Origin of the sequence: Pseudoxanthomonas daejeonensis (genome assembly GCF_010093205.1) — a bacterium.
GTDB classification, from domain to species: Bacteria; Pseudomonadota; Gammaproteobacteria; order Xanthomonadales; family Xanthomonadaceae; genus Pseudoxanthomonas; species Pseudoxanthomonas daejeonensis.
In genome coordinates, this window is the sequence record NZ_PDWN01000004.1 from 83,026 (window position 1) to 105,561 (window position 22,536).

At 69.3% G+C, this 22,536-nt stretch carries 22 protein-coding genes; 14 read left to right on the plus strand and 8 right to left on the minus strand.

The features are described from left to right. The first annotated feature begins 3 nt into the window (after positions 1-3). The 5 genes from CSC65_RS05210 (at position 4) to CSC65_RS05230 (ending at position 4,180) form a co-directional block, all read left to right on the plus strand. Entirely contained in the window at positions 4-534 is a 531-nt protein-coding gene (locus CSC65_RS05210) for a YybH family protein (protein ID WP_162409129.1), read from the plus strand. A 133-nt stretch (positions 535-667) separates the two neighbouring features. Beyond that, positions 668-1,063: a hypothetical protein gene (locus tag CSC65_RS05215; protein WP_238390287.1), complete on the plus strand. Its 396-nt coding sequence runs from the start codon at positions 668-670 to the stop codon at positions 1,061-1,063. Positions 1,064-1,145: 82 nt separating this feature from the next. Beyond that, positions 1,146-2,813, plus strand: a complete 1,668-nt coding sequence (gene hutU / locus CSC65_RS05220; RefSeq protein ID WP_162409133.1) for a urocanate hydratase — start codon at positions 1,146-1,148, stop codon at positions 2,811-2,813. Between the two features lie 127 nt (positions 2,814-2,940). Next, on the plus strand, positions 2,941-3,597 hold the full coding sequence (locus CSC65_RS05225; protein WP_274379388.1) for an energy transducer TonB: 657 nt from the start codon (positions 2,941-2,943) through the stop codon (positions 3,595-3,597). Between the two features lie 163 nt (positions 3,598-3,760). Further along, the gene (locus CSC65_RS05230) at positions 3,761-4,180 is read left to right on the plus strand and encodes an EF-hand domain-containing protein (protein WP_162409137.1); all 420 of its coding nucleotides are present in this window, start codon (positions 3,761-3,763) and stop codon (positions 4,178-4,180) included. Between the two features lie 42 nt (positions 4,181-4,222). On the opposite strand, the gene CSC65_RS05235 is transcribed toward CSC65_RS05230, so the two are convergent. Continuing rightward, positions 4,223-4,627, minus strand: a complete 405-nt coding sequence (locus CSC65_RS05235) for a GFA family protein (protein WP_162409139.1) — start codon at positions 4,625-4,627, stop codon at positions 4,223-4,225. A 137-nt stretch (positions 4,628-4,764) separates the two neighbouring features. Continuing rightward, positions 4,765-5,124 carry a DUF1428 domain-containing protein gene (locus CSC65_RS05240; protein WP_162409141.1) on the minus strand — a complete coding sequence of 120 codons (360 nt, stop codon included), beginning with the start codon at positions 5,122-5,124 and terminating at the stop codon, positions 4,765-4,767. Positions 5,125-5,365: 241 nt separating this feature from the next. Between CSC65_RS05240 and CSC65_RS05245 the strand changes: the two genes are divergently transcribed. From CSC65_RS05245 to CSC65_RS05275, 7 genes are all read left to right on the plus strand, one after another. Then, a complete protein-coding gene (locus CSC65_RS05245; RefSeq protein ID WP_162409143.1) occupies positions 5,366-5,755 on the plus strand; it encodes an MAPEG family protein in 390 nt (129 codons plus the stop codon). Between the two features lie 88 nt (positions 5,756-5,843). Further along, positions 5,844-7,043: a COG3904 family protein gene (locus CSC65_RS05250; protein WP_238390288.1), complete on the plus strand. Its 1,200-nt coding sequence runs from the start codon at positions 5,844-5,846 to the stop codon at positions 7,041-7,043. Between the two features lie 113 nt (positions 7,044-7,156). Next, positions 7,157-9,109 (plus strand): DEAD/DEAH box helicase, encoded by a 1,953-nt coding sequence (locus tag CSC65_RS05255; RefSeq protein ID WP_162409145.1) that lies wholly within the window; start codon positions 7,157-7,159, stop codon positions 9,107-9,109. Between the two features lie 188 nt (positions 9,110-9,297). Next, positions 9,298-9,714, plus strand: a complete 417-nt coding sequence (locus CSC65_RS05260) for a hypothetical protein (RefSeq protein WP_202922833.1) — start codon at positions 9,298-9,300, stop codon at positions 9,712-9,714. A 129-nt stretch (positions 9,715-9,843) separates the two neighbouring features. Then, positions 9,844-10,164 (plus strand): ArsR/SmtB family transcription factor, encoded by a 321-nt coding sequence (locus CSC65_RS05265; RefSeq protein WP_162409147.1) that lies wholly within the window; start codon positions 9,844-9,846, stop codon positions 10,162-10,164. Positions 10,165-10,213: 49 nt separating this feature from the next. Next, positions 10,214-10,933, plus strand: a complete 720-nt coding sequence (locus CSC65_RS05270) for a pseudouridine synthase (protein WP_162409149.1) — start codon at positions 10,214-10,216, stop codon at positions 10,931-10,933. A gap of 95 nt (positions 10,934-11,028) precedes the next feature. Continuing rightward, complete coding sequence (locus CSC65_RS05275; protein WP_162409151.1) at positions 11,029-11,451, plus strand: universal stress protein; 423 nt, start codon at positions 11,029-11,031, stop codon at positions 11,449-11,451. A gap of 27 nt (positions 11,452-11,478) precedes the next feature. Here CSC65_RS05275 and CSC65_RS05280 read toward each other — a convergent pair whose 3' ends face one another. The 3 genes from CSC65_RS05280 to CSC65_RS05290 form a co-directional block, all read right to left on the minus strand. Continuing rightward, entirely contained in the window at positions 11,479-12,447 is a 969-nt protein-coding gene (locus CSC65_RS05280; protein WP_162409153.1) for a DMT family transporter, read from the minus strand. A 45-nt stretch (positions 12,448-12,492) separates the two neighbouring features. Then, positions 12,493-13,164 carry a DUF2238 domain-containing protein gene (locus CSC65_RS05285; RefSeq protein ID WP_162409155.1) on the minus strand — a complete coding sequence of 224 codons (672 nt, stop codon included), beginning with the start codon at positions 13,162-13,164 and terminating at the stop codon, positions 12,493-12,495. Between the two features lie 65 nt (positions 13,165-13,229). Next, on the minus strand, positions 13,230-14,057 hold the full coding sequence (locus tag CSC65_RS05290; protein ID WP_162409157.1) for a DUF72 domain-containing protein: 828 nt from the start codon (positions 14,055-14,057) through the stop codon (positions 13,230-13,232). A 160-nt stretch (positions 14,058-14,217) separates the two neighbouring features. Between CSC65_RS05290 and CSC65_RS05295 the strand changes: the two genes are divergently transcribed. Beyond that, a complete protein-coding gene (locus tag CSC65_RS05295; protein ID WP_162409159.1) occupies positions 14,218-15,870 on the plus strand; it encodes a serine hydrolase in 1,653 nt (550 codons plus the stop codon). Positions 15,871-15,924: 54 nt separating this feature from the next. Here CSC65_RS05295 and CSC65_RS05300 read toward each other — a convergent pair whose 3' ends face one another. Both CSC65_RS05300 and CSC65_RS05305 read right to left on the minus strand, forming a co-directional pair. Then, positions 15,925-19,749 carry a M48 family metallopeptidase gene (locus tag CSC65_RS05300; protein WP_162409161.1) on the minus strand — a complete coding sequence of 1,275 codons (3,825 nt, stop codon included), beginning with the start codon at positions 19,747-19,749 and terminating at the stop codon, positions 15,925-15,927. Positions 19,750-19,918: 169 nt separating this feature from the next. Then, positions 19,919-21,727: a DUF885 domain-containing protein gene (locus CSC65_RS05305; RefSeq protein WP_162409163.1), complete on the minus strand. Its 1,809-nt coding sequence runs from the start codon at positions 21,725-21,727 to the stop codon at positions 19,919-19,921. Positions 21,728-21,863: 136 nt separating this feature from the next. On the opposite strand from CSC65_RS05305, the gene CSC65_RS05310 reads away from it, so the two are divergent. Beyond that, on the plus strand, positions 21,864-22,220 hold the full coding sequence (locus CSC65_RS05310) for a GFA family protein (RefSeq protein WP_162409165.1): 357 nt from the start codon (positions 21,864-21,866) through the stop codon (positions 22,218-22,220). Positions 22,221-22,237: 17 nt separating this feature from the next. On the opposite strand, the gene CSC65_RS05315 is transcribed toward CSC65_RS05310, so the two are convergent. Continuing rightward, positions 22,238-22,531, minus strand: coding sequence for a hypothetical protein (locus CSC65_RS05315; protein WP_162409184.1), 294 nt, complete (start codon positions 22,529-22,531; stop codon positions 22,238-22,240). Positions 22,532-22,536: the final 5 nt, after the last annotated feature.

Sequence of the window (22,536 nt, forward strand, 5' to 3'; positions counted from 1 at the left end):
TGCATGCGCGCAGGTCCAAGCGTCGTGTTCGCCGTGCTGGCGTCGCTGCTGGCGTCACCGGCATCGCATGCCTTCGCGCCATCGGCGGCCGCCGACGCTGCCCGGTGTGAAGTCTGGGATCGCGAACTGTCCTTTGCGCAATCGGTGGCCGACCATGACACCGAGGCTTTCGCTTCCCACCTGCATCCGTTCGCGGTGTTCGGGGTAAGTCGGCCCAACCCGCAGCGCGGCCAGGGCGAGATCCTCGAAGCCTGGGCGGGACTGATCGCAGGCCGCCAGACGCGCCTGTGGTGGTATCCGGAACATGTCCATGCCGGCGGCGATGCCGGCATCGTTTCGTCCAGCGGTCCGGCGCTTTACCAGGACGTCGCCAGCGGGCAATACCGGCTGGGCCGTTTCAGCTCCGTGTGGCAGCGCGGTGCCGATGGCGTGTGGCGCGTCGTGTTCGACGACGGCCTGGCGCCGCAGCCGGCCGATCCGGCGAAGGTCGAGGCGTTCCATCGCGGCCGCGTCGGGGCTTGCCCCCCGGCGTGAGCGCGGGCTGAAGTCGCGCCGATGGTTCACCTCGGCGTCGAATCCTGCGGGGTATAAGCGAGGGATGGACGCCCGCAGGATTTCCCCGCATGCAGTCGTATCCGGTGCCCTGGCTCGGCTTCCCGGTGCTTGTGTGATCTCGCTGCTGTTCGCCTTGGCGGGGCTGGCCGCCCCCGCGCAGGCCCAGTCGGTCGCACCCAACCGCTACGGCACGCCGGCGATCCCGCCGCCGAGCAGTACCTACGAGCGCCAGCGGCAGGTGACCGAAGACACGCAGCGTCGCCAGGATGATGCGTCGCGCCAGGCCGAGCAGGATCGCATCGGGCTCGCCATCGACGCCAACCGGCGCAAGGTCGAGGTGGATCGCGCACGCACCGATCGCCGGCGCGCCGCGACACAGAACCCTGTCGAATCCGAGCGGATGCGCCTGGACTACGAACAGCGCCGGCAGGCCTACGAGCGTGAGCGCGAGGAACTGGAGCGGCAACGTGCCGCTTCCGAGGCGCGTCCCGCGCCGCCGCAGCCCTGATCCACCCGCACGCTGCAGCGCCGCGGGATGGCGGGGCGGTCACCCTGCGATAATGCCGGCCTGTCCTTCGAGATCCCCCGGCATGTCCGACCCGCGCCACGATCCCTCCCGCGTCGTCCGCGCCCCGCGCGGCGCCCAGCTGAACTGCCGCAGCTGGCTCACCGAAGCGCCGTTCCGCATGCTCCAGAACAACCTCGACCCCGACGTGGCCGAGCGTCCGGAAGACCTGGTGGTCTACGGCGGCATCGGCCGCGCCGCGCGCGACTGGGCCAGCTACGACGCGATCCTGGCCACCCTGAAAACGCTCGGCGACGACGAGACCCTGCTGGTCCAGTCCGGCAAGCCGGTGGGCGTATTCCCCAGCCATGCCGACGCGCCGCGGGTGCTGATCGCCAACTCCAACCTGGTCCCGCACTGGGCGACCTGGGAGCACTTCAACGAGCTCGATCGCAAGGGCCTGATGATGTACGGCCAGATGACCGCCGGCTCGTGGATCTACATCGGCTCGCAGGGCATCGTGCAGGGCACCTACGAGACCTTCGTGGAAATGGGGCGCCAGCACTACGGCGGCAGCCTTGCCGGCAAATGGATCCTCACCGCCGGCCTGGGCGGGATGGGCGGCGCGCAGCCGCTGGCAGCGTCGTTGGCCGGCGCCAGTTCGCTGACCATCGAATGCCAGCAGAAGTGCATCGATTTCCGGCTGCGCACGCGTTACGTCGACGAACAGGCGAGCGACCTGGACGACGCGCTGGCGCGGATCGCGCGGTACACCGCGGCCGGCGAGGCGAAATCGATCGCGCTGCTCGGCAACGCAGCGGAGCTACTGCCGGAGCTGGTCCGCCGTGGCGTGCGTCCGGATTGCGTCACCGACCAGACCTCCGCGCACGACCCGGTGCATGGCTACCTGCCGATCGGCTGGAGCGTGGACCAGTGGCTGGCCGAGCAGAAGGCGAATCCGGAAAAGGTGCGCGACGCGGCCAAGGCGTCGATGCGCACGCATGTCGAAGCGATGCTCGCCTTCCACGCGCAGGGCATCCCCACCGTGGACTACGGCAACAATATCCGGCAGATGGCGCTCGACGAGGGCCTGGAGAATGCGTTCGATTTCCCCGGTTTCGTGCCGGCCTACGTGCGGCCGCTGTTCTGCCGCGGCATCGGCCCGTTCCGCTGGGTCGCGCTGAGCGGCGACCCGGAGGACATCTACAGGACCGACGCCAAGGTCAAGGAACTGATTCCGGACGATCCGCACCTGCACCGCTGGCTGGACATGGCGCGCGAGCGGATCAGCTTCCAGGGGCTGCCGGCGCGAATCTGCTGGGTCGGCCTGGGCGTGCGCCACAAGCTGGGCCTGGCGTTCAACGAGATGGTCCGCAATGGCGAGCTGAAGGCGCCGGTGGTGATCGGCCGCGACCATCTCGATTCCGGCAGCGTGGCCTCGCCCAACCGCGAGACCGAGGCGATGAAGGACGGCAGCGACGCGGTCTCGGACTGGCCCTTGCTCAACGCGATGCTCAACGTCGCCGGCGGCGCGACCTGGGTGTCGCTGCACCACGGCGGCGGCGTGGGCATGGGCTACAGCCAGCACAGCGGCGTGGTCATCGTCTGCGATGGCAGCGAGGCCGCCGATCGTCGCCTGGCGCGGGTGCTGTGGAACGACCCCGGTACCGGGGTGATGCGCCACGCCGATGCCGGTTACGAGATCGCGCGCCAGTGCGCCCAGGAGCTGGGACTGAAGCTGCCGATGGCCTGATCGGGCATCATGTCGGGGCCAGCAGGGGGCTGGTACGGCAGGGGCGTGAATGGCGGTTCGAGCGGTTGGCGGGGGGCGGGGGGCAATGCTGCTGGCGCTTGCCAGTGGGGCTGCCCCGGCGGAAGACATGGCCGCGGCCACGGCCGGGGCGTGTCCGTTCCCCGCCTACGTGGAGCCTGTATATCCAGAAAGCATGCGCCAGCAGGAGCTGGGTGGGGAGGTGCTGCTGGACCTCTCCGTCGATACCTGCGGACGGGTCACCCAGGCCCGGGTCAAGCGCGGCAGCGGCCATCCATCACTGGACGAGGCAGCGCTGGTCGCGGCCCGGCGATGGGTCCTCAATCCCGCCGACCGCGCGCGCGCGGCGGGTGGCCGCATCGAGGTTCCGCTCGCCTTCGGCATGGAGCGACCCAAGATCTATGCGTACGGCCCGCACGGGTGGCCGAAGAGCCACAAGCGCGTGCGCTACGTGCAGGACGTCCTGCCCGGTTACGAGTCGCCGCAGCAGGTGCTCGACCGGTATCCGCTGGATCCGGCAAGCATGATCACGCCGCCGTACCCGAGCCTGCGCAGCATGTTCTTCCGCCAGCGCAGCGATCCGGACGAGTACTGGCTGTTCGTGTACCTGCAGGGCGAGCCACGCATGGCGACCCGTTACCGCCTCGGATCGGTGGGGGACGAGCCGGTGGTGCGCGTGGCGTATCTCTGCGACGCCACTCCGGCGACCTGCGAACAGGACCGGAAGATGATCATGCGCGGGCTGCCGTTCGCACGCGCGCGCTGAGCGTGGGCGCGCCCTGGGGCGGATGAACCGGCCGCCGCGCCGGGTGGGCGGCCCGATGGGCGCCGGGTCGCCAGCCGCAGCATCCGCGTAGGTACAAGGTCCCCTTCGTCGCGCGAGGAACGGCTGCCTATGCTGGCGGCCAACCGTTCCGGAGCGCCTCGCCATGTCCATCGTCCGCGGCACCATCCTCCTCTTGGCCCTCGGATTTGCCGCGCCCCTGGCAGCGCAGGAGGCATCGCCTTCGCCCGTGAGCTCGACGGTCGGGTTCAGGGCGCTGGATGCGAACGGCGACGGCGTCGTCAGCCGGTACGAATACGACGGCGACATCTTCTCCACGCTGGATGCCGACCACGACAAGCGCCTTTCCGCCGCCGAGCTCGACGCCGTGCTGGGCCGCCTCGCCAAGGATGGCCCCTCGGCGTCCGAGCGCATCGTGGTCGCCGACCTTGATCGCGACGGCCAACTGGACGAGAACGAGCTGCGTCATGCAGCGGAGATGCGCTTTACCTCGATGGATCGCGACAGCGACGGCAATCTCGATGAGGCCGAGTTCGCAGCCGGTTTCGGCGTGCGCGTCCGCTGAGCCGAAACGCTGTTCCCACGGCTGGCGCCGCCCGCGCGAGCGTCAGCCCGGTTGCGCCGGGAACGCCTGCAGTGCCGGATCGATGTGCGCCCAGGCCGGGGCCGACGCCGTCCAGATCACCACGGTCGGCGTGATCCCCGACGCGTCGTCCAGCGTGCCGACGCGGATCACCATGTTGGCCAGGTTGCCGCTCGATTCGCTGAACAGCTGGGTCCCGCAATCGGCGCAGAACGAGCGGCGCATGCGGTTGCCGCTGTCGGCCTGGCTGTCGAAGTGGCGCGGCGTGCCGGCGACGGTGACCGCGGCACGCGGCACCATGATGTTCACTGCGGCGTTGCCGAGCGCCCAGTACTGGCAGTCCCGGCACCAGCACAGGCGCGTGGCCAGCGGTTCGGCCGCCAGCGTGTAGCGGATCGATCCGCAGCGGCATCCTCCGGTCCGGGTCATGGGCTGTCCTTCGTTGGATAGGCGGATTCCAGTGCGCTGCGCGCGCCCGCATCCGGCCGGCCGGACCCGACGCGCGGCGCAGCGGGCGAGGGCGAACACGTCGGTTCCTCGCCAGCCGCCTGCCGCGCGTCCGGCGATCAGCGCGTCAGTTCGAACGCCGCGGTGAAGCCGCCGAAGATCATGCGCTTGCCGTCGAACGGCATCGGGCTTGCGGACGGATCCATGCGCGGGTCCTCCATCATCTTCTTGACGCCCGCGTCGCGGGTGGCCTTGTCCGGCCATTCGACCCACGAGAACACCACGGTCTCGTCGTCCTTGGCCTGCACGGCGCGGAAGAAGTCGGTGACCTGTCCGCGTGGTACGTCGTCGCCCCAGGCTTCGATCACGCGGGTCGCGCCGAATTCCAGGAACATCGGGTCGAACTCGCGGGCATGGGCGAGGAACTTTTCCTTGTTGGCGGTGGGAACGGCAATCACGAAACCATCGACGTAGGACATGGTTGGGTCTCCTCCAAGGCGGACCGGCATTGGTCCTTTGCGATGCGACGGCCAGGACCGGCCGGGATCGACATCGGCAACCAGCGTGCCCCCGACCTTGTTCATGGCATGGCAAGGCGGCGGGCCGGAATCCCGCAGCGGCTCCCCTGGAACCCTTGCCCGCCGCCGTCCGTCCCGCATCAGGCGCCCGCTGCCCCGCTGCCTGCTACGCTGCGGTCGCATCCAAGGGAAGGAGAGCGGCATGGCGATCGAACTGCAGTTCCTGGCCTGGGCGCTCGTGCTCGGGTTCGTCCAGCTGCTGCTGGCCGACATGCTGGTGACCCGCCAGCGTGGGCTGGCCTGGAATACCGGGCCACGCGACACCTCGCCACCCCTGGCAGGCGTGGCCGGGCGCAGCGACCGGGCGTTCCGCAACTTCCTCGAGACCTTCCCCTTCTTCGCCGCCGCGGTGCTGGCTGTCACCATGGCCGGCCGAACCTCTGAGCACACCGCGCTGGGCGTGCAGCTGTACGTCTGGGCGCGGGTGGTTTATGTGCCGCTGTACCTGGGCGGCGTGCGCTACGTCCGTTCGCTGGCGTGGGTGGTGGCGATGGCCGGGCTGGTGCTGGTACTGCTGCCCCTGCTGCGCTGAGTGGCCGACACGTTCATCGCAGGTTGGCTGCGCGGGCTTCGCTGCGCCTAGACTGGTCGCGTCCCCCGCATGTCGTGATGTCGCCGTAATGCCGATCCTGCGCGTCTGCCTGTTCCTCGCCTGCGCCAGCCTGCTTGCCGGCTGCAGCCGCGAACCGGCGTCGGCGCCCGCCGACGATGTGCAGACGCAGACGGTCGCTTCGCCGGAAGAGGGGGGCGCGGTCAGCCGCGCGCCGATGGCCACGCCCGCCCAGCCCACGCCGGTGGCAGCGCCCGTGCCGTCGCCTCCCGTGGCGAAGGTGCCGGACTGGTCGCCGCTGGAGCTGGCCTCCGGCCAGGCCTGGATCGACTGTCGCCTGGACTACCGGGAAGGCGACGGCGAACCGTTCTCGACGCCGACCCGGGACAACCTGCGCCACCTGCTGGAACCGTGCCGCGATGGCGACGTGTTGCGCCTGCGCTACCGCGGCAAGATCGCCAGCGATTTCACCGCGCTGGTCGAACGCGTCACCCGGGTGGCCGACAGCCTGGGCATCGAGAGCCGCGTGCTGGACCTGGACTCCACCGGTGGCCAGGTCGAGGACGCGATCCGCGCCGGCGACTGGATCGGCGGCAACCGCTGGACGATCTGGGTGCGAGAGGATTCGGTCTGCCACAGCGCCTGCGTGTTCGTGCTGGCCGGCGGCGACAGCCGTCGGCTTGCGGGTCGAGTCGGCATCCACCGCATCATCCGGCTCAGTTCCACCGCCACCAGCCGCACCGAACTGAACACCGAGCTGCAGGCCGTGTATGCCACGGTGCGCGGCTACCTGGAACGCAATGGTGCTTCGCCATTGCTGGCCGACGTGATGAAGACCGTGCCCAACCGCAGCCTGCGCCTGCTCACCGGCGACGAGCTGCGGATGTACGGGCTGGACGGCAACAATGCCGCGCAGGACGACCTGGACCGGGTCCGGCTGCTGGACAAGTGCGGCGACGATTTCATGCGCCGGCGCGATGCCTGGGTGCGCGCGTTCGACGGACGCTGCCGCGAACAGCCGGAGGTCTACGCGCTCAATGCCTGCGGCCTGCAGTTGCGGCGCGATTTCGGCTTCCCCGACGACGACTGCCCGGCCGAGAGCCCGCTGGCGGAGTTCAACGAGTTGCCGGAGGCGTTGCCGGCCGAGATGGAGCCGCCGGCGACGACCACGATCGGGGAGCCGGCGACGGCAATCGATGCGCAGGCCACGGCCGGCGAGCCGCCGGCAGGGGAAGGCCAAGGCAGCGATACCGCTGCGCCTGCCGGCTGAACGGGCGCAAGGCCCCTATTCAGCCCCGACGCGACAAGGCCCGGCCATGGGCGCACAATAGCGGGCCTTTCCAGCACGTTCGCCGCGCCTTCGCGCGTGCCGCCGGAGCTCCGATGTCAACCCCCGATCAAGAAAACCCTGCCGCCCTGCGCTTCGGCGACCTCGGCCTGCCCGAACCGTTGATGGCCGCGCTGGCCTCCGTCGGTTACGAATCGCCGTCGCCGATCCAGGCCGCCACGATTCCCGCCCTGCTGGCGGGTCGCGACGTGCTGGGCACCGCCCAGACCGGCACCGGCAAGACCGCCGCGTTCGCGCTGCCGGTACTTGCGGGGCTGGACCTGTCCAAGACCAAGCCGCAGGCCCTGGTGCTGGCACCCACGCGCGAACTGGCCATCCAGGTCGCCGAGGCGTTCCAGCGCTACGCCACCAGGATGCCCGGCTTCAATGTCCTGCCGATCTACGGCGGCCAGGGCTACGGCCCGCAGCTGGCGGCGCTGCGCCGCGGCGTGCACGTGGTGGTGGGCACCCCGGGACGGGTGATCGACCACCTCAACCGTGGCACGCTGGACCTGTCCGAGCTGAAGTGCCTGGTCCTGGATGAAGCCGACGAGATGCTGCGCATGGGTTTCATCGACGATGTCGAGGCCGTGCTGCTGAAGACCCCGCCGACGCGCCAGGTGGCGCTGTTCTCGGCAACGATGCCGCCGCCGATCCGGCGCATCGCCCAGACCTACCTCAAGGATCCGACCGAAGTCACGATCGAGGCCAAGACCACGACCGCGGCCAATATCCGGCAGCGCTACTGGTTCGTCAGCGGCATGCACAAGCTCGACGCGCTGACCCGGATCATCGAAGCCGAGCCGTTCGACGCGATGATCGTGTTCGCCCGGACCAAGGCCGGCACCGAGGAGCTGGCGCAGAAGCTGCAGGCGCGCGGTCAGGCCGCCGCGGCGATCAACGGCGACATCCAGCAGCAGCAGCGCGAGCGCACCATCCAGCAGCTCAAGGACGGCAAGCTCGACGTGCTGGTCGCCACCGACGTGGCCGCGCGCGGCCTGGACGTGGAGCGCATCAGCCATGTGCTGAACTACGACATCCCGTACGACACCGAAAGTTACGTGCACCGGATCGGCCGCACCGGCCGCGCCGGCCGTACGGGCGACGCGATCCTGTTCGTCACCCCGCGCGAGAAGGGCATGCTGCGCGCGATCGAGCGCGCCACCCGCCAGCCGATCGAAGAGATGCGCCTGCCGACGGTGGAAGCGGTCAACGACCGCCGCGTGGCGCGTTTCTTCGAGAAGATTTCCGGCGCGCTGGAAGCCGGCGGCCTGGAGCCGTACCGTGAGCTGATGGACCGCTACGCCGGCGAGCACGACGTGGGTTCCAACGAGATCGCCGCCGCGCTCGCGAAGTTGCTGCAAGGCGAGACGCCGCTGTTCCTCGAGGCGAGGGAGCCGGCGCCGGCTCCGCGTTTCGAGCGTCCGTCGCGCGACTCGGGCAATGACGAGCGCCGCGGCCCGCGTCCGCCGCGGTCGAACGATGAAGGCTTCACGCCGCGCCCGCCACGCCCGCACGGATCCGATGCCACCTCGCGTCCGCAGCGCACGCACGATTCCGACTTCGCCGCGCGCCCGGCTCGCGCGCCCGATTCCGAATTCGGCGCGCGCCCGCCGCGCGCGGCCAAGCCGCCGCGTTCGGCGCCCGATACCGGCATGGAAACCTACCGGGTCGAGGTCGGCCACGCGCACGGGGTCAAGCCGGGGAACATCGTGGGCGCGATCGCCAACGAGGCCGGGCTGGAGAGCCGCTTCATCGGCCGCATCGACATCCACGACGACCATTCGATCCTGGACCTGCCCGAGGGCATGCCGCCGGAAATCATGTCGCACCTGCAGAAGGCCTGGGTGGTCGGCCAGCAACTGCGGATCACCCGCTGGGACGGCAGCCACGCTCCCGCAGCGCAGGCGCCGAAGAGCTTCCGGCCGCAGGGCGCCCGTCCGGGCAAGCCCGGCAATGGGCCGCCGCGTCCGCACCGCAAGGGTCCGCCCAAGCCGCACGGCGGCTGATCGACCGTCGGCGCCCGCTGCGTCGCATCCTCTGCAAGGCCGCCCCCCAAAGGGTCGGCCTTTTTCTTTGGGCGTCACAGGCGTCGCGAGCCGACAAACGGCACTTGACTTGCTTTTTTAAGCAATTAGCATATTAGTTAAATAAGTAATTCATTACCGATCAACCGACCGCAGAAGGAGCTACCGCCATGACACTCGAACTGGGATACCTGCTGTACCTGGGCGTTTCCATCGCCATGACCATCTGGGTGGCGCGTACGCTGTCTAAGAATGGCGAGGTGTTCCTGGTCAAGTGCTTCGGCCAGGACGAACAGCTCGCGAAGTCGACCAACCACCTGTTGGTGGTGGGGTTCTACCTGGTCAACATCGGCTTCATCGCCCTGCGCATGGATGGCTGGAACGAGGGCAGGGCGGTCGCCTCCATGATTCCCTACGTGGCGGCCAAGATCGGCCTGTCGGTACTGGTCCTGGGCGCGATGCACTTCTTCAACATGGCGATGATCGCCCGCTATGGACGCACGGTCGCCAACTGGGCGCACGGCCAGGAAGCGATGCGCGCGCCGCTGCCGGCGCACCTGCCGCCGCTGCCGCCGCAGCAGCGCTGAGGCGCGCGCCCGCGCACGGATTGCGCTGGCGTTCCGACAGGACCCGGGATACTTTCGGCAGGGACGGCATCGCGATCGCGGTGCCGTCCCGCGATCACTACCGCGACCGCAGCGCAGACGTACCGGACCATGAGCACCGACAAGATTTTCGAAGCACTCGCCTCCAGCCCGCGCCGGCAGATCCTGGCCTACCTGTCGGAACAGGAGCTGCCGGCCGGCGACATCGCCGCGCGCTTCGAGATGAGCGCACCGGCGGTGTCGCGGCACCTGGCGGTGCTGGAGAACGCCGGCCTGATCGCCGGCGAGCGTCGCGGCCAGTACGTGGTCTACCGGCTGGTGCCCGACAGCCTGGTCAACACCCTGACCCAGTTCGCCTTCGAGATCTGCCCGGTCGGCGCGCCGCTCAAGCGCGAGTCGCGACGGGCGAAGAAGTCCGCCGGCGCGGCCTGATCGCGCCGCAGCGGGGACGCGGCGGGGTCCGCTCGTCGATAATGGACCCATGACCGTCCGCCTCAACAAGCACATCGCCGAAACCGGCTTCTGTTCGCGCCGCGAGGCCGATCGCCTGATCGCCGCGCGCCGCGTCACCGTGAACGGCCAGCCGGCCGGGATGGGCGCGGTGGTCGGGGAGGGCGACACGGTGCTGGTCGACGGCCAGCCGCTGAAGGTGCGCACGGCCAAGGCCGGCAAGCGTCGGCACGTCTACATCGCGCTGAACAAGCCGGTCGGGGTGACCTGCACGACCGAGAGCTCGGTCGACGGAAACATCGTGGACTTCATCGGCCACGAGCAAAGGATCTTCCCGATCGGTCGCCTGGACAAGGATTCCGAGGGCCTGATCCTGCTGACCAGCAACGGCGACATCGTCAACCAGATCCTGCGTGCGGAGAACCGCCACCAGAAGGAGTACCTGGTGGCGGTCAACAAGCCGGTGACCGACGAGTTCCTGCGCGGCATGTCGCGCGGGGTGCGGATCCACGGCGAGACGACCCTGCCATGCCGCACCGCGCGGATCGCGAAGTTCGGTTTCCGCATCGTGCTCGAGCAGGGCCTCAACCGCCAGATCCGGCTGATGGCCGCCGCCTTCGATTACCGGGTGACCCAGTTGCGCCGGGTGCGGATCGACAACATCAAGCTGGGCGCGCTCAAGCCCGGCCAGTGGCGCAACCTCAGCGAGGCCGAACTGCAGGGCCTGCTGCCCGGGCACCCGGACTGGTGACGCGGGGCCGGGCGGCCTTGATCCGGATCATTCCCGGACGCCGTCGCCGGGAATACGATCGATCCATACCCTGACGCGGCAATCGGAGCGAAGCCATGAAAATCCTGCTGGCAGTGGATGGCAGTGCGGTCGGCGCTGCGGCGGTACGCCGCGTGGCGAAACTGGCGAAGGCGCTGAAGGCGCCGCCCGAGCTGCACGTGCTGCAGGTGGTGCCGCGGCTGTCCAAGGCCGCCGAGAAGGAATTCGGCAAGGCCGGCCCGGGCCGCTACTACGAGGCGCAGTACGAGGCGACGATGGCGGTGGTGCGCCCGCACCTCAAGCGCGCGCGGCTGGCGTTCCAGGAGCGCAAGGCGATCGGCGACGTGGTGCCGACCCTGCTCGACGAGGCCAAGGCGGTGAAGGCGGAGATGATCGTGATCGGCAGCCACGGCAAGGGCGCGCTGAAGAGCCTGCTGCTGGGCTCGGTGACGCAGAAGGTGGTCGCGTTGAGTCCGGTGCCGGTGCTGGTCGTGCACTGAGGCTCCACCGGGCAAGGCTGCGCCAGGTCAGTCGACCAGTTGCTTGGCCTCGGATGTGCCGAGCATTTCCGGATGCTGCACCTCGGCGTCCGGGGCTGCACCGGAGCGTCGTCGCGCCAGCAGCGGATCCAGGAACACCGCGCCCAGGATCACCGCCACGCCCAGGTAGAACAGCGGCGTGAGTTCGTGCTGCTCGCCCAGCAGCAGCGCGGCCAGGATGATCGCGTAGACCGGCTCCAGGTTGGTCGCCAGCTGCACGGTGTACGCGCTCAGGTGGCGCAGCGCGACCAGTGACAGCGCGAATGGCAGCAGGGTGCAGCCCAGTGCCAGCACCAGCAGCAGTGCGCCGTCGTGCAGGCCGGGAACCACCAGCAGGTCGCCGGCGAAGGCGGGCAGCAGCAGCGGCATCAATGGAGCCAGCGCGGTCAGGGCCAGGGTACCGGCGCCCAGCTCGATCGCGGTGACGGTCAGCGGATCGGCGTGTTCGACCAGGCGCTTGTTGTACGAGCCGAAGATCGCCACCAGCAGCGCCGACAGCGCGCCGACCGCCACGCCCAGGCGCATGCCATCCGGTACCCCGCCGACGACCAGCGCCACGCCGGGCAGGACCGCCACGCCCAGCGCCAGTTCGCGCGGGCGGAACGGACGCTTGGCCACCCACGGTTCGATCACCGCGGTGAACACCGGCGCCAGGGCAATACAGGTCGCGGCCACCGAGGCATTGGCCAGCTTGATCGCGCCATAGAAGGTCAGCCAGTGCAGTGCGACCACCACGCCGATGCCGGCATAGGCCAGCACCAGCCGCGGCGGCAGCGCGCGCAGTCCGCGCCAGACCCGCGGTACCAGCGCCAGTGCGGCGACCACCAGCAGCATCCGCCACCACACCAGCGGCAGCGCGGGCAGGCTGATCAGCTTGCCGAGGATCGCGGTGAACCCCCACAGCAGGACGCAGAAATGGATTTGCAGTTGCGCGCAGGTGCGATCGGTCATCGGCATCGGCGCATTATCGCCCGGCGCCGGGCGTGCGTCCCGGCGCGAACGTCACCCGGGCGAGGCGACCTTCCTCGGGCAGGGCGCCAGCCAGCCACGCAGGCCGAGCACCGACACCGCCAGCACCGAGCCCAGGGTGGCCAGCAGCATGTCCTTCTGCGCATCCCACTCGTCGCCCTGGGTGCCCAGGTAGGCCTGGCCCAGGTCGCCACCGAAGAGGCTGGCGGCCAGCCATTCGAACATCTCGAACAGCAGCGAGTGCGACATGATGAAGCTCACTGGCAGCACGAAGCGCCAGGCCCCGCGCGGCGGCGCCACCCGGTCGAGCAGTTCGATGCAGGCCGGCGTCACCAGCACGCCATAGAGCAGGTGCACCAGCCGGTCGAAGGAGTTGCGCTGCAGGCCGAGCAGGGCGTCGATCGAGAATCCTGCGACACGCTGGATGGAGGCGTCATAAGGCACTTCCGCATACGTGTAGTGCGCGCCGATCTCGTGCAGCACGCCGAACACGAACAGGCAGGTGTAGCTGAGCCTTGTCAGCGGCATGCGTCGCCAGCCCCAGGCCAGCACCGGCACGGCGACCAGGACCAGCACGTTTTCCAGGGCCCAGTCCTCGCGGTACCAGGGCGAGATGGCCAGCGCGATCCATACCGCAACGAACAGGCAGAGCAGGGCCAGCGCGTAGCCGGAGGTGGCAGGCGTCCGCTGGAAACCGGTGTTCACGGGCGCCTCCTTTCACGCAAGCCGGTGCGGGCATCAAGCATGGGCATGGCCATCCGCGGTGCGGGTCACGAGAGCCGAGCGATCAGTGCGCGGGCAGCGGCCGGGTTGCGTTCCTTGGCGCTGGCGATGAAGAACACGAACGCCTCCCTCGGCGCGGTGCCGGGCCGGGGCGGGCCCACGTGCGGCAGTTCGGCGGGATCGCCGCCCGCCGCCCAGGCGCGCGCCCGCGCCGCCCAGGCGTCCAGCTCCGCTTCGGGATATCCGTGCTCGAGGTCGGCGCGGGACTGCATGACGCGCGCGTAGGTGAAGTCGGCGGTGACATCGGCGAAGGCCGGATGCTCGTCGGAGCCGGCGAACACCAGCGCGACGTTGCGCTGGCGCAGCAGGGCCAGCAGGTCCGGCGTGAACAGCGCGGGCTCGCGAAGTTCCAGCGCATGCCGCAGGCGCCGTCCGTCCACCTGCGCCGGCAGCAGCATCAGGAAGGCCGCCAGCTCATCGGGCGTCGGCGCCTGGCCGCGCTCGAACTGCCATGACAGCGCGCCGAGCCGGTCGCCCAGTTCGCCGATGCCGCCGACGAAATCCTCGATCTGCGCCCCGGTGCCGGCCAGGCGCCGGCTGGCCATGATCCGCTTCGGCGCCTTGGCGGTGAACAGGAAGCCGGGCGGCGTCTCGTCGCGCCACTTCGCGTACGTGGCGGGCTTCTGCGCGCCGTAGTAGGTGCCGTTGATCTCGATCGCGGTCAGTTCGCGGCTGGCGTATTCGAGCTCGCGCCGTTGTACCAGTCCGGCCGGATAGAACATCCCGCCGCGCCATGGCGCATAGGTCCAGCCGCCGATGCCGACATGGATGCGCCTGGCCGGGCCGGAAGCGGGTGCGGCGAACAGGTCCTGCATCGGTCGGCCTCCGGGTTGCGTGGGGCGATGATAGTCGCCGCACGCGTGAGGGCGTCGGCATCGTGCACGTCCGCCGTGGGGCCGGGCGCGGACTTCTGTCACTGGCCATCCGGGTATGGCCAGCGCCTAGAATCGAGGCCCGGTACCCGGAGCCTCCTGCATGCGCCTGTTTTCTTCGCCACGTCCCGTCCGTTGTCTCCTGTGGTTGTGCCTGGTTGCGTTTGCGCCATTGACCGCACTGGCGGCCGAGGCGTCGGCCCGGACGGCGGATGCAATACCCGCAAACGCGACACAGGTGGGTCCTTTGGATCCCGCCCAGCTCGATGCCTGGGTCGAGCAGGTCCGCGAACGCTTCGAGGTTCCGGGGGTGGCCGTGGCCGTGGTCAAGGACGGCCAGGTCGTGCTGGAGCGCGGCTGGGGCGTGCGCGAACTCGGCAAGCCGGAAGCGGTCGACGCGCACACCCTGTTCGCGATCGCCTCCAACACCAAGGCCTTCACCGCCGCCTCTTTGTCGATGCTGGCCGACGAAGGCAGGCTGTCCCTGGACGACAAGGTGGTCGAACACCTGCCGGACTTCCGCATGTCCGATCCCTACGTCACCGGCGAAATGCGCGTTCGCGACCTGCTGACCCACCGCAGCGGCCTGGGACTGGGCGCCGGCGACCTGCTGTTCTGGCCCGGCAGCAGCTACAGCAACGAAGAAGTCGTGCGCCGGCTGAAGGATGTGCCGCTGAAGACCGGGTTCCGCGAGCGTTACGCCTACGACAACATCCTGTACGCGACGGCGACACGGCTGGTCGAAAAGGTTTCCGGCCAGTCCTATGCGTCCTTCCTGCAGCAGCGCTTCTTCGATCCCCTGGGCATGGATGGCACGCGCTTCAACGCCGACGCGCTGCGGCCTGGCGACAACGCCGCCACCGGGCACGCGAAGGCCGACTTCACCACCTTGCGCCCGACGTTTCCGCTGACCTGGCACAACGCCGCGGGCGCAGGCGGCGTGTACTCCAGCGTGCACGACATGACCCGCTGGATGCGGGCGCAACTGGCCGGTGGCAGCTTCGCCGACGCGCAGGGCCGCTCGCAAAGACTGTTCTCGGAAAAGCGGCAAAAGGAAATGTGGTCGCTGATCTCGCCCATGCCCATCCCCGATCCGGCGGTGCCGGCGCTGGCCCCATCGCGGCCGGATTTCCTCGGCTACGGCGAAGGCTGGATCACCTCGTCCTACCGTGGCGAGAAGCTGGTCTGGCACACCGGCGGCTGGCCGGGCATGGTCTCGCGGGTGACGCTGGTGCCCGGCCGCGACCTGGGCATCGTGGTGCTGACCAACCAGGAGGCGGGGGGGGCGTTCAATGCGCTGACGATGCAGATCCTCGATGCCTTCCTGCAGCCGGCAGAGCGTACCGACTGGATCGCCGCCTACGCGGACGCCGCCGGCAACGCGCGGGCGAAGGCCGATGACGCGTGGCGCAAGCGGGTAGCTGCGCGCGATGCGCGCTCCAAGCCATCGCTGCCGCTGGCGGGCTATGCGGGCCTGTATCGCGATGCCTGGTACGGCGACGTGGAAGTCGTGCAGGAGGGCGGGCGGCTGCGGATGCGCTTCAAGCCCAGCCCGCTGTTGAGCGGCACCCTGCAGCACTGGCAGCACGACACCTTCCTGGTGAAGTGGGACGACCGCACACTCAACGGCGACGCCTTCGTGACCTTCGCGCTCGACGCCGACGGCAAGGTGCGCGAGGCGCGGATGGAGGCAGCATCGCCCCTGACCGATTTCAGCTTCGACTTCCAGGACCTGCGGCTGGAGCCGGTGCGCTGACACCTGCTCCTGGCGCCATCGATCGATGGCGCCAGGGCGATGCGACGCCGGTCGTCAGGACAGGTATGGCCGTTCGGCGACGAACAGCAATGACTTGGCGCCTTCGCGCCAGGTCGCCGGGCATCGCGTCCCCATCAGCACCGCGGCGCTGCTGTAGGCGATTCCGCGGGTACGCAGTCCCACATTGCCCAACCGCTGCTCGGCGGTTGCGGCATCGGCGCCGCTGCGCAATGCATCGAGGAAGCGTGCGATCGCCTCGCCTTGTTCCGGATCAGTCGCCAGCGCGGCCTCGCGCAGCGCCGTGGTGTCGCGACCTTCGCGGCTGGCCAGGGCGAAGGTCGCCCAGGCCGTTGCGTCGTCAAGACCGTCCTGGAGCGGAAGCGCCAGCGCACGGGTGACCAGCTCGCGCGATGCGCCGTCGGAAGCGGCGGCCAGGCGAAGCATCCGGCCGGAGGACTCGGCGTCGTTCACCGCGATACCCATCGCAGCAGGCAGGTCGCCTCCCGCAAGGTACCGGTAGGCGGCCATGGGCGTGCCTTCGGTACCGTCGCCGGACTCCAGCGCGAGCATGGTGGACACATAGTCCGAGCGCTTTGCGAGGTCGCCAAGGTCGACCGGTTCATCGCTGGAAGCCCGACGCATGCGCGCCATCTCGATGGACGCATCCTCGGCCAGCATCGGATTGCGTGCCGCCTGCCTGAACAGATCAAGCGCCTGGTCCCATTCCTGGCGTTCGCTGTGGACGTAGCCGGCGGCCATCGCCAGCCAGGGCTCCTTCGGCCAGCGCTGGTATCCGGCGAGGAACGCATCGTCGCGCGCCTGCGGATCGGTGAGGCAGCGTATCGCCAGGTACTGCAGCGCGCTGGAATCGGCCGCCGATCCGGCGAGCGAGCGATGGCGTTCGCAGACCGCGTCATGGGTGGCGGTGCCCTCGGATTCATCCTGCTCCATGCGCAGCGACACGATTTCCCGGGGCGCTCGGTCCAGGCGGCTGCGAAGCACCTCCGGGAGAATCCCGGCTTCCTTTGCGTGCCACATCCACCGGCGCAGGTGACGCGAGTCGGCGTCATCCCAGGTGGCGTGGGCTGCGATCATCGCCTTGGCTTCCGCGTCCGAGCGCGTCGCGGCGAGCATCTGCCGCGGCGATTCCCCGCTCATGCCCGACAGCACCCGACGGGTATCGCCTCCGGTCTTGGTGGAGACCGTTTCGGGCGGTTCGCTGAAAACATGGTCGACCCGGGTGGTGGTCCAGCGCACGGTACCGAGTTGTCGCGGCGCCACTTCGCGGGCGTTGCCATAGCTGGCGGTCCATTCCACCAGTGGTGCGGCTGCGCCGATGTTGTAGGCAAGATGCGGGGAGCCGTTCGGGGCCTCGCCGGAGAAATGTTCGATCAGCGCGCCACCGTCGGCCAGGTAGGCCGACACCTCGTGCGCGGTCTTGTTCGGAAGGCGCATGGAAGCCGTTCGCGCCGGTCCGATCGTGGCGCGTTGGCCATCGATTTCCACCTCCACCGTGCGATCCAGCCCATTGAACACAGTCACCTGGCTGAGGCCGACTGCGCCTCCGGCCACCAGCACCGCCACGACGATGGCCGCGGCCACCACTAGGCGCGTGCCTCCGGCGAGCCAGCCGTCGGCGGTGTGGAACCGGTCAAGCCAGCCCAGTCGATGCTGGAGGCGGCGGCCACCACCCGGCAGCAGCGTCGGATACTCCGACGGTGAAGCGGCCGCGGCAGACACGGTGACCTCGTCCGTTCCACCGCGAAGTTGCCGGGCGACCTGGTCTTCGCTGGCGAGCAGCGACTCCAGCGCGGCGTGTGCAAGCCGCGAAAGGCCGTCCGATACCGGGCGGTGCCAGCTGTCGATCGCCTTCATCCATTGCGAGATGTTCGACTCGCCAGCCATCGGCAGCGAGAAGTCCTTGCCGATGACGTCCGGCCAGGCCTGTCCATCGAGCTCCCGCGCCATGACTTCGTCGAGGCGGACCTGGCCGGCCTGGTCATGGATCCGTTGCAGGGAGCGATGCAGGTCGTTGCACGATGCCACCAGCCGGCGCAACTCGGAGGACGATACGCGGCCATCGGCGGCGACGACCTGGTAGGTGTTGCCCAGCAGGCCGTAGGCATCGGCCAGCTCGGCGCCGGCGTGCTCGGCGTAGTGCAGCACGCGCAGGGCGCCTTCCAGTTGTCCTGTCCAGTCCTGCCGCAGTGCCAGCGACGCACGACGGTGGAGGCTCCGGCACAGCTGGTCGTGGTGGGTCACCCGCGCCTGGACCGGGCCGAGTTCGGCGTCGATTTCGGCCAGGATGCGGGGCAGGTCCTTGCGCGACATGCGCATGCCGCGCCAGTGGAGCGCATCGCCTTCGGTGCGGTAGCGTCCCTGCTGGATCGCCTCCAGGGCGGCGCGCTGCTGCCGCAGTTCGCGCAGTTGCTCGATCTCCCCGCCCAGCGACGCCGGATACAGCGTATCGATCCGCTCGAGCAGGCCATCGTCGCTGCCCACCTCGATGTAGAGATCCTGCGGGCGCGAATGCGCGCGCACGATCGACCTGCCCAGGTAGCTGCCGCGATAGCGGCGCGACATGGACAATGCGGCGTAGCCGCGATCCAGGCTGACCAGCGACGTTTCCATCGGCGGGGCCTCGGGCAACTCGCCGCGGAACAGGCCTTGCGACAGTTGCACCTTCAGCTGCGTGCCGTCGCGGAACAGGTCCAGTGCCGGACGCTGGTCGATCTCGCAGGCCACGTACCGGCGCTTGATGCTCGCCTCGCGGGCGGTGTTGGACGGGTGCGTGGACCACATCTGCGGCGGCGGCGCCAGCTCGGCCACGAACAGGCGGTGGCCTTCGCGCGCGGCCGCTGGCAGCTCGGGTGAACGACCGTAGCCGGGATCGTCGAGCACGATCTGCAGGTGTTCGATCACCCGCGCCTGGATCGCGAACAGGTCCTGGACGCTGCGCCCCTGGCGCAGTTCGTCCGATGCGAAGGACAGGGCCCGGTTCCACGCCTCGTCCGCCGCGCCCAGGCGGTGCAGGGCATGGACAAGCGCGTCGCTGCCGGTCAGCGAGGCGGCGACGAGGTCGGCCTGGTATTCCATCTCGCGCGAAAGCGCGCGCTGGGCGAGCGATACGCCGCGGAAGGCGAGGTCGGCCAGCGAACGGATCGACCAGACCACGAGCGACAGTCCCCAGCCGATCCAGGCCACGCGCAGGTCGAACCGCGAGAGCGCGGCCAGCAGGCGATCCAGCGCGTCGCGACGTTGGACGATTTCGTTGGCGATCTGCTGGGCGACATACACCCATCGGCCGACCGCCATCGAGCGCTGGGCGAAGTGGCCGAACTCATGGGCAAGCACCGCCTTGAGCTCGCCCAGGTTGAGGACGTTGACCAGGGCCAGGCCGATCTCCAGGTTCTTGCGCGAGGGCAGCAGGAGGTTGGCCACGGACAGGTCGTAGAACACGCACGCGTTCACCTGTGCCGAGAGATAGACCCGGTGCGGACGCGGCGCACCGGCCTCGTCGGCCAGGCGGTGCAGGAAGGCGAACAGTTCGGGTTGCTGCGCGGCGGTCAGCTCGACCCTGCCGGCAGGCACCTGCGCGCGGCGGCGGAAGACCAGTGCCTTGGCCATGAACACCGCGAGCAAACCTGCGGCGAACGCCGCCAGCAGGGTCAGCAGGTCCAGGCCGCTGCTGCCCGGCTCGACCATGCCCTTGAACAGGCGGAAGGAAGTCCAGGCGAACCAGGACAGCAGTCCCAGGTAGGCCGCGATGAAGCCGAGCAGGCCGGCGACGGCGAGCCAGGCCTGGCGACGATAGGTTTTGCTGGGCAGCGTGAGACCGTCGGGCACCGAAACGGGCCCGGCTGGATAGAGTGATTCCATCGAAGAACATCCCCCCGGATTGGCGATCGCAGTCGCGCCGGGCGAGTCCCCTGCCGGCCGCTGCGGACTGGCCCGCCGCGACCCCCGCGGCGGGACGTTGCCGACGTTACCCAACTGCCCCGGGCAAATCCAATCCCCCCGGCGATGCCGGGGGGCAAGTGGCGAAGCCTTACTCGATCGGCTGGTCCAGCATCAGCTCGCGCACGAAGCGCACCGGCGGGGCGCCGTAGGACAGCACCTGGTCGTGATAGGCCTTCAGGTTGAAGTCCGCACCCAGTTTCTGCTCCACGGCCTTGCGCGTGTCGAAGTGCTCCTGCACGCCGACGAAGTAGGTCGGCAGCTGCGCGGACGTCAGCTGCGCGCGCGTCCACTTGCCGGCCGCCTCGCGCTCCTGCTGGAAGGTCTGGTTGACCATCAGGTCCATGGCCTGCTCGCGGCTCCAGCCGTCCACATGCACGCCCTGGTCGAGGATCGCGTTGGCAATGGTGCGCAGGTAGAACTTGAGCTGGACCAGGCGGAACAGCGGGTCGTTGTCGAGGTAGCCGGCATCGGCCATCATTTTCTCGGTGTAGACCGCCCAGCCCTCGGCGAACATGCCCGAACGCAGCACCGCGCGCAGGGTCGAGGGGAACTTGGCCGAATGCCAGCCTTCCAGGTAGTGGCCGGGCGTGCCTTCATGGATGCTCAGCAGCTCGATCATTCGCGAGTTGTATTCGCGCAGGAACGAGTCGACCTGGGCCTGGGTCCAGTCTTCCGGGATCGGCGAGACCGCGTAGAAGGTCTTCAGGTTCTTGTCGAGCGGGCCCGGCGAATCGGCGTAGGCCACCGCGACGCCGCGCTGGAACTCCGGCATCTCGATGATCTCCACCGGTGCGTCGGGCAGGGTCACCAGGTCCTTGGCGCGGACGAACTCGGTGGCCCTGGCCAATGCGGCCTCCGCGTCGGCGACCACCTTGTCGCGTTCCGGACGCTCGGCATACGCCAGCTCCAGCGCCGCCTCGATCGCCTTCTGCTGCTGCGCGGGCGTGGGGGTGTCGGGCAGCTCGGGCGCGCCGGGCTTGTCCTTGAGCACCTGCTGCGCGATGCCGTACATCTCGCCGCGCACGCGCACCAGCTCGGCTTCGGCGCGCTGCTTGATGTCGGCGCGCGACAGCGAGGAGAGCAGCGCGAACTGCAGCTTCTGGTCGTACAGGTCCGCGCCGATGCGGAATTCGCCCTTGGCGTTCGGCACGAGGGTCTTGTCCAGCCATTCCTGGTGCTCGGCTACCGCTTTCTTCAACCCCTCGATCGCCGCGTCGGCGCGCTGGCGATCGGCGTCGCCCAGCTGGCCCAGGTTCGGGCTGATGAAGGTATCGACAATGCTCAGGATGCCGGCGTTCTGCCGGGCCACGGTTTCCGCATGGACCTTGGGCACGCGCGCGGGATCGAGGTTGGCACGGGCCTGGGCCAGCAGCGCCGGGATCTTCTCCATCCGCGAAGTGGCCGAATTCAGGCGCTGGGGCAGCGGCGCGAACTCGCGCGCCATCAGCCCGTAGATCGCGCTGCCGGCCAGCCCGCTGTAGGACTGCGGATCCCAGGCCCAGCCCTGCAGGGTTTCGGCATTCCAGATGTCGTACCCGAGCTGGTTGCGCAGGATCGCCGCGTCGACCTGGTTTTCGCGCGACAGCTTGCCTGCGTCCATCGCATCGAGCTCGGCGAGGATCTTCTTGCTGAAGTCCAGCGACTTCTGCCGGCCTTCGGCGCTGAGGTCGTCGAGTTCGCCGTCGTAGCGGTGCTCGCCGGTCTGGGTGGCGCCCACCGGGGAAAGCTGGAACCAGCCGTCGAGGGCGCGCGTGGACAGGTCGGCGAACGCGGCATCGGCCTGCGTGGTGTCTGTGGCGGCGGCCGTCTCGCCAGCGGCCGGCGCGGCTGGCGTTTCGGCCTTCTGGCAGGCGGCCAGGCTGGCGAGGAGGGCAAGGGCGAGCAGGGAATGGCGCATCGGGATTCCAGCGTGACGTGAAGCGCCAAGCATAGGCCCCGTTGCCCGGGCTGCGCACGTGCCGGAGTGGCGTGCGTGCGTTCACGGGGCCGGCTAACCTGTGCTTCCTGCTACCCGCACGCCACGGAGCACGCACATGAAACAGGCTGGAGGCTGCCATTGCGGCCGCATCGCGTTCGAGGTCGACACCGGCGAGGGCATCACCGAGGTCTACGACTGCAACTGCTCGATGTGCCGGCGCCGCGGCGGCCTGCTCTGGTTCGCGCCGCGCACGGCGCTTGACCTCAAGACGCCGGCATTGGACCTGGCCACCTACCGGTTCAACAAGGAACATCTCGCCCACCACCATTGTCCGGTGTGCGGCATCGCACCCTTCAGCGAGGGCAGCAACCCGAAGACCGGCGAAGCGACGGTGGCAGTCAACGTCCGCTGCCTGCCCGAGGTGGACCTGGCGGCATTGAAGATTGTGACTGTCGACGGCGCCAGTTTCTGAGCGGATAACGAACGCGGTTATTGTTCGTCCGTCTCGAATTCGACCACCAGCCCGAGCCGGATCGCGAGTTCTTCCACCGCCTCGCGCACGCGTCCGGCGGTGTAGTCGTTGGGCGCGTCGACTTCCAGCTCGTGCGTGCCCGGGCCGATGTCGTCGGACAGGCCGGCCGAGCTGGAGTCCTCGTCGTCCATGCGAGGCATCAGGTCGGCCACTTCCTCGACGTGCTCGATGCCTTCCACGCTCTGCAGCAGGTCGGACACGGCGCGCAGGTCGTCGTCGCTGCCGGTGATGCGGATGCGGAGTTGGGGCATGGCGT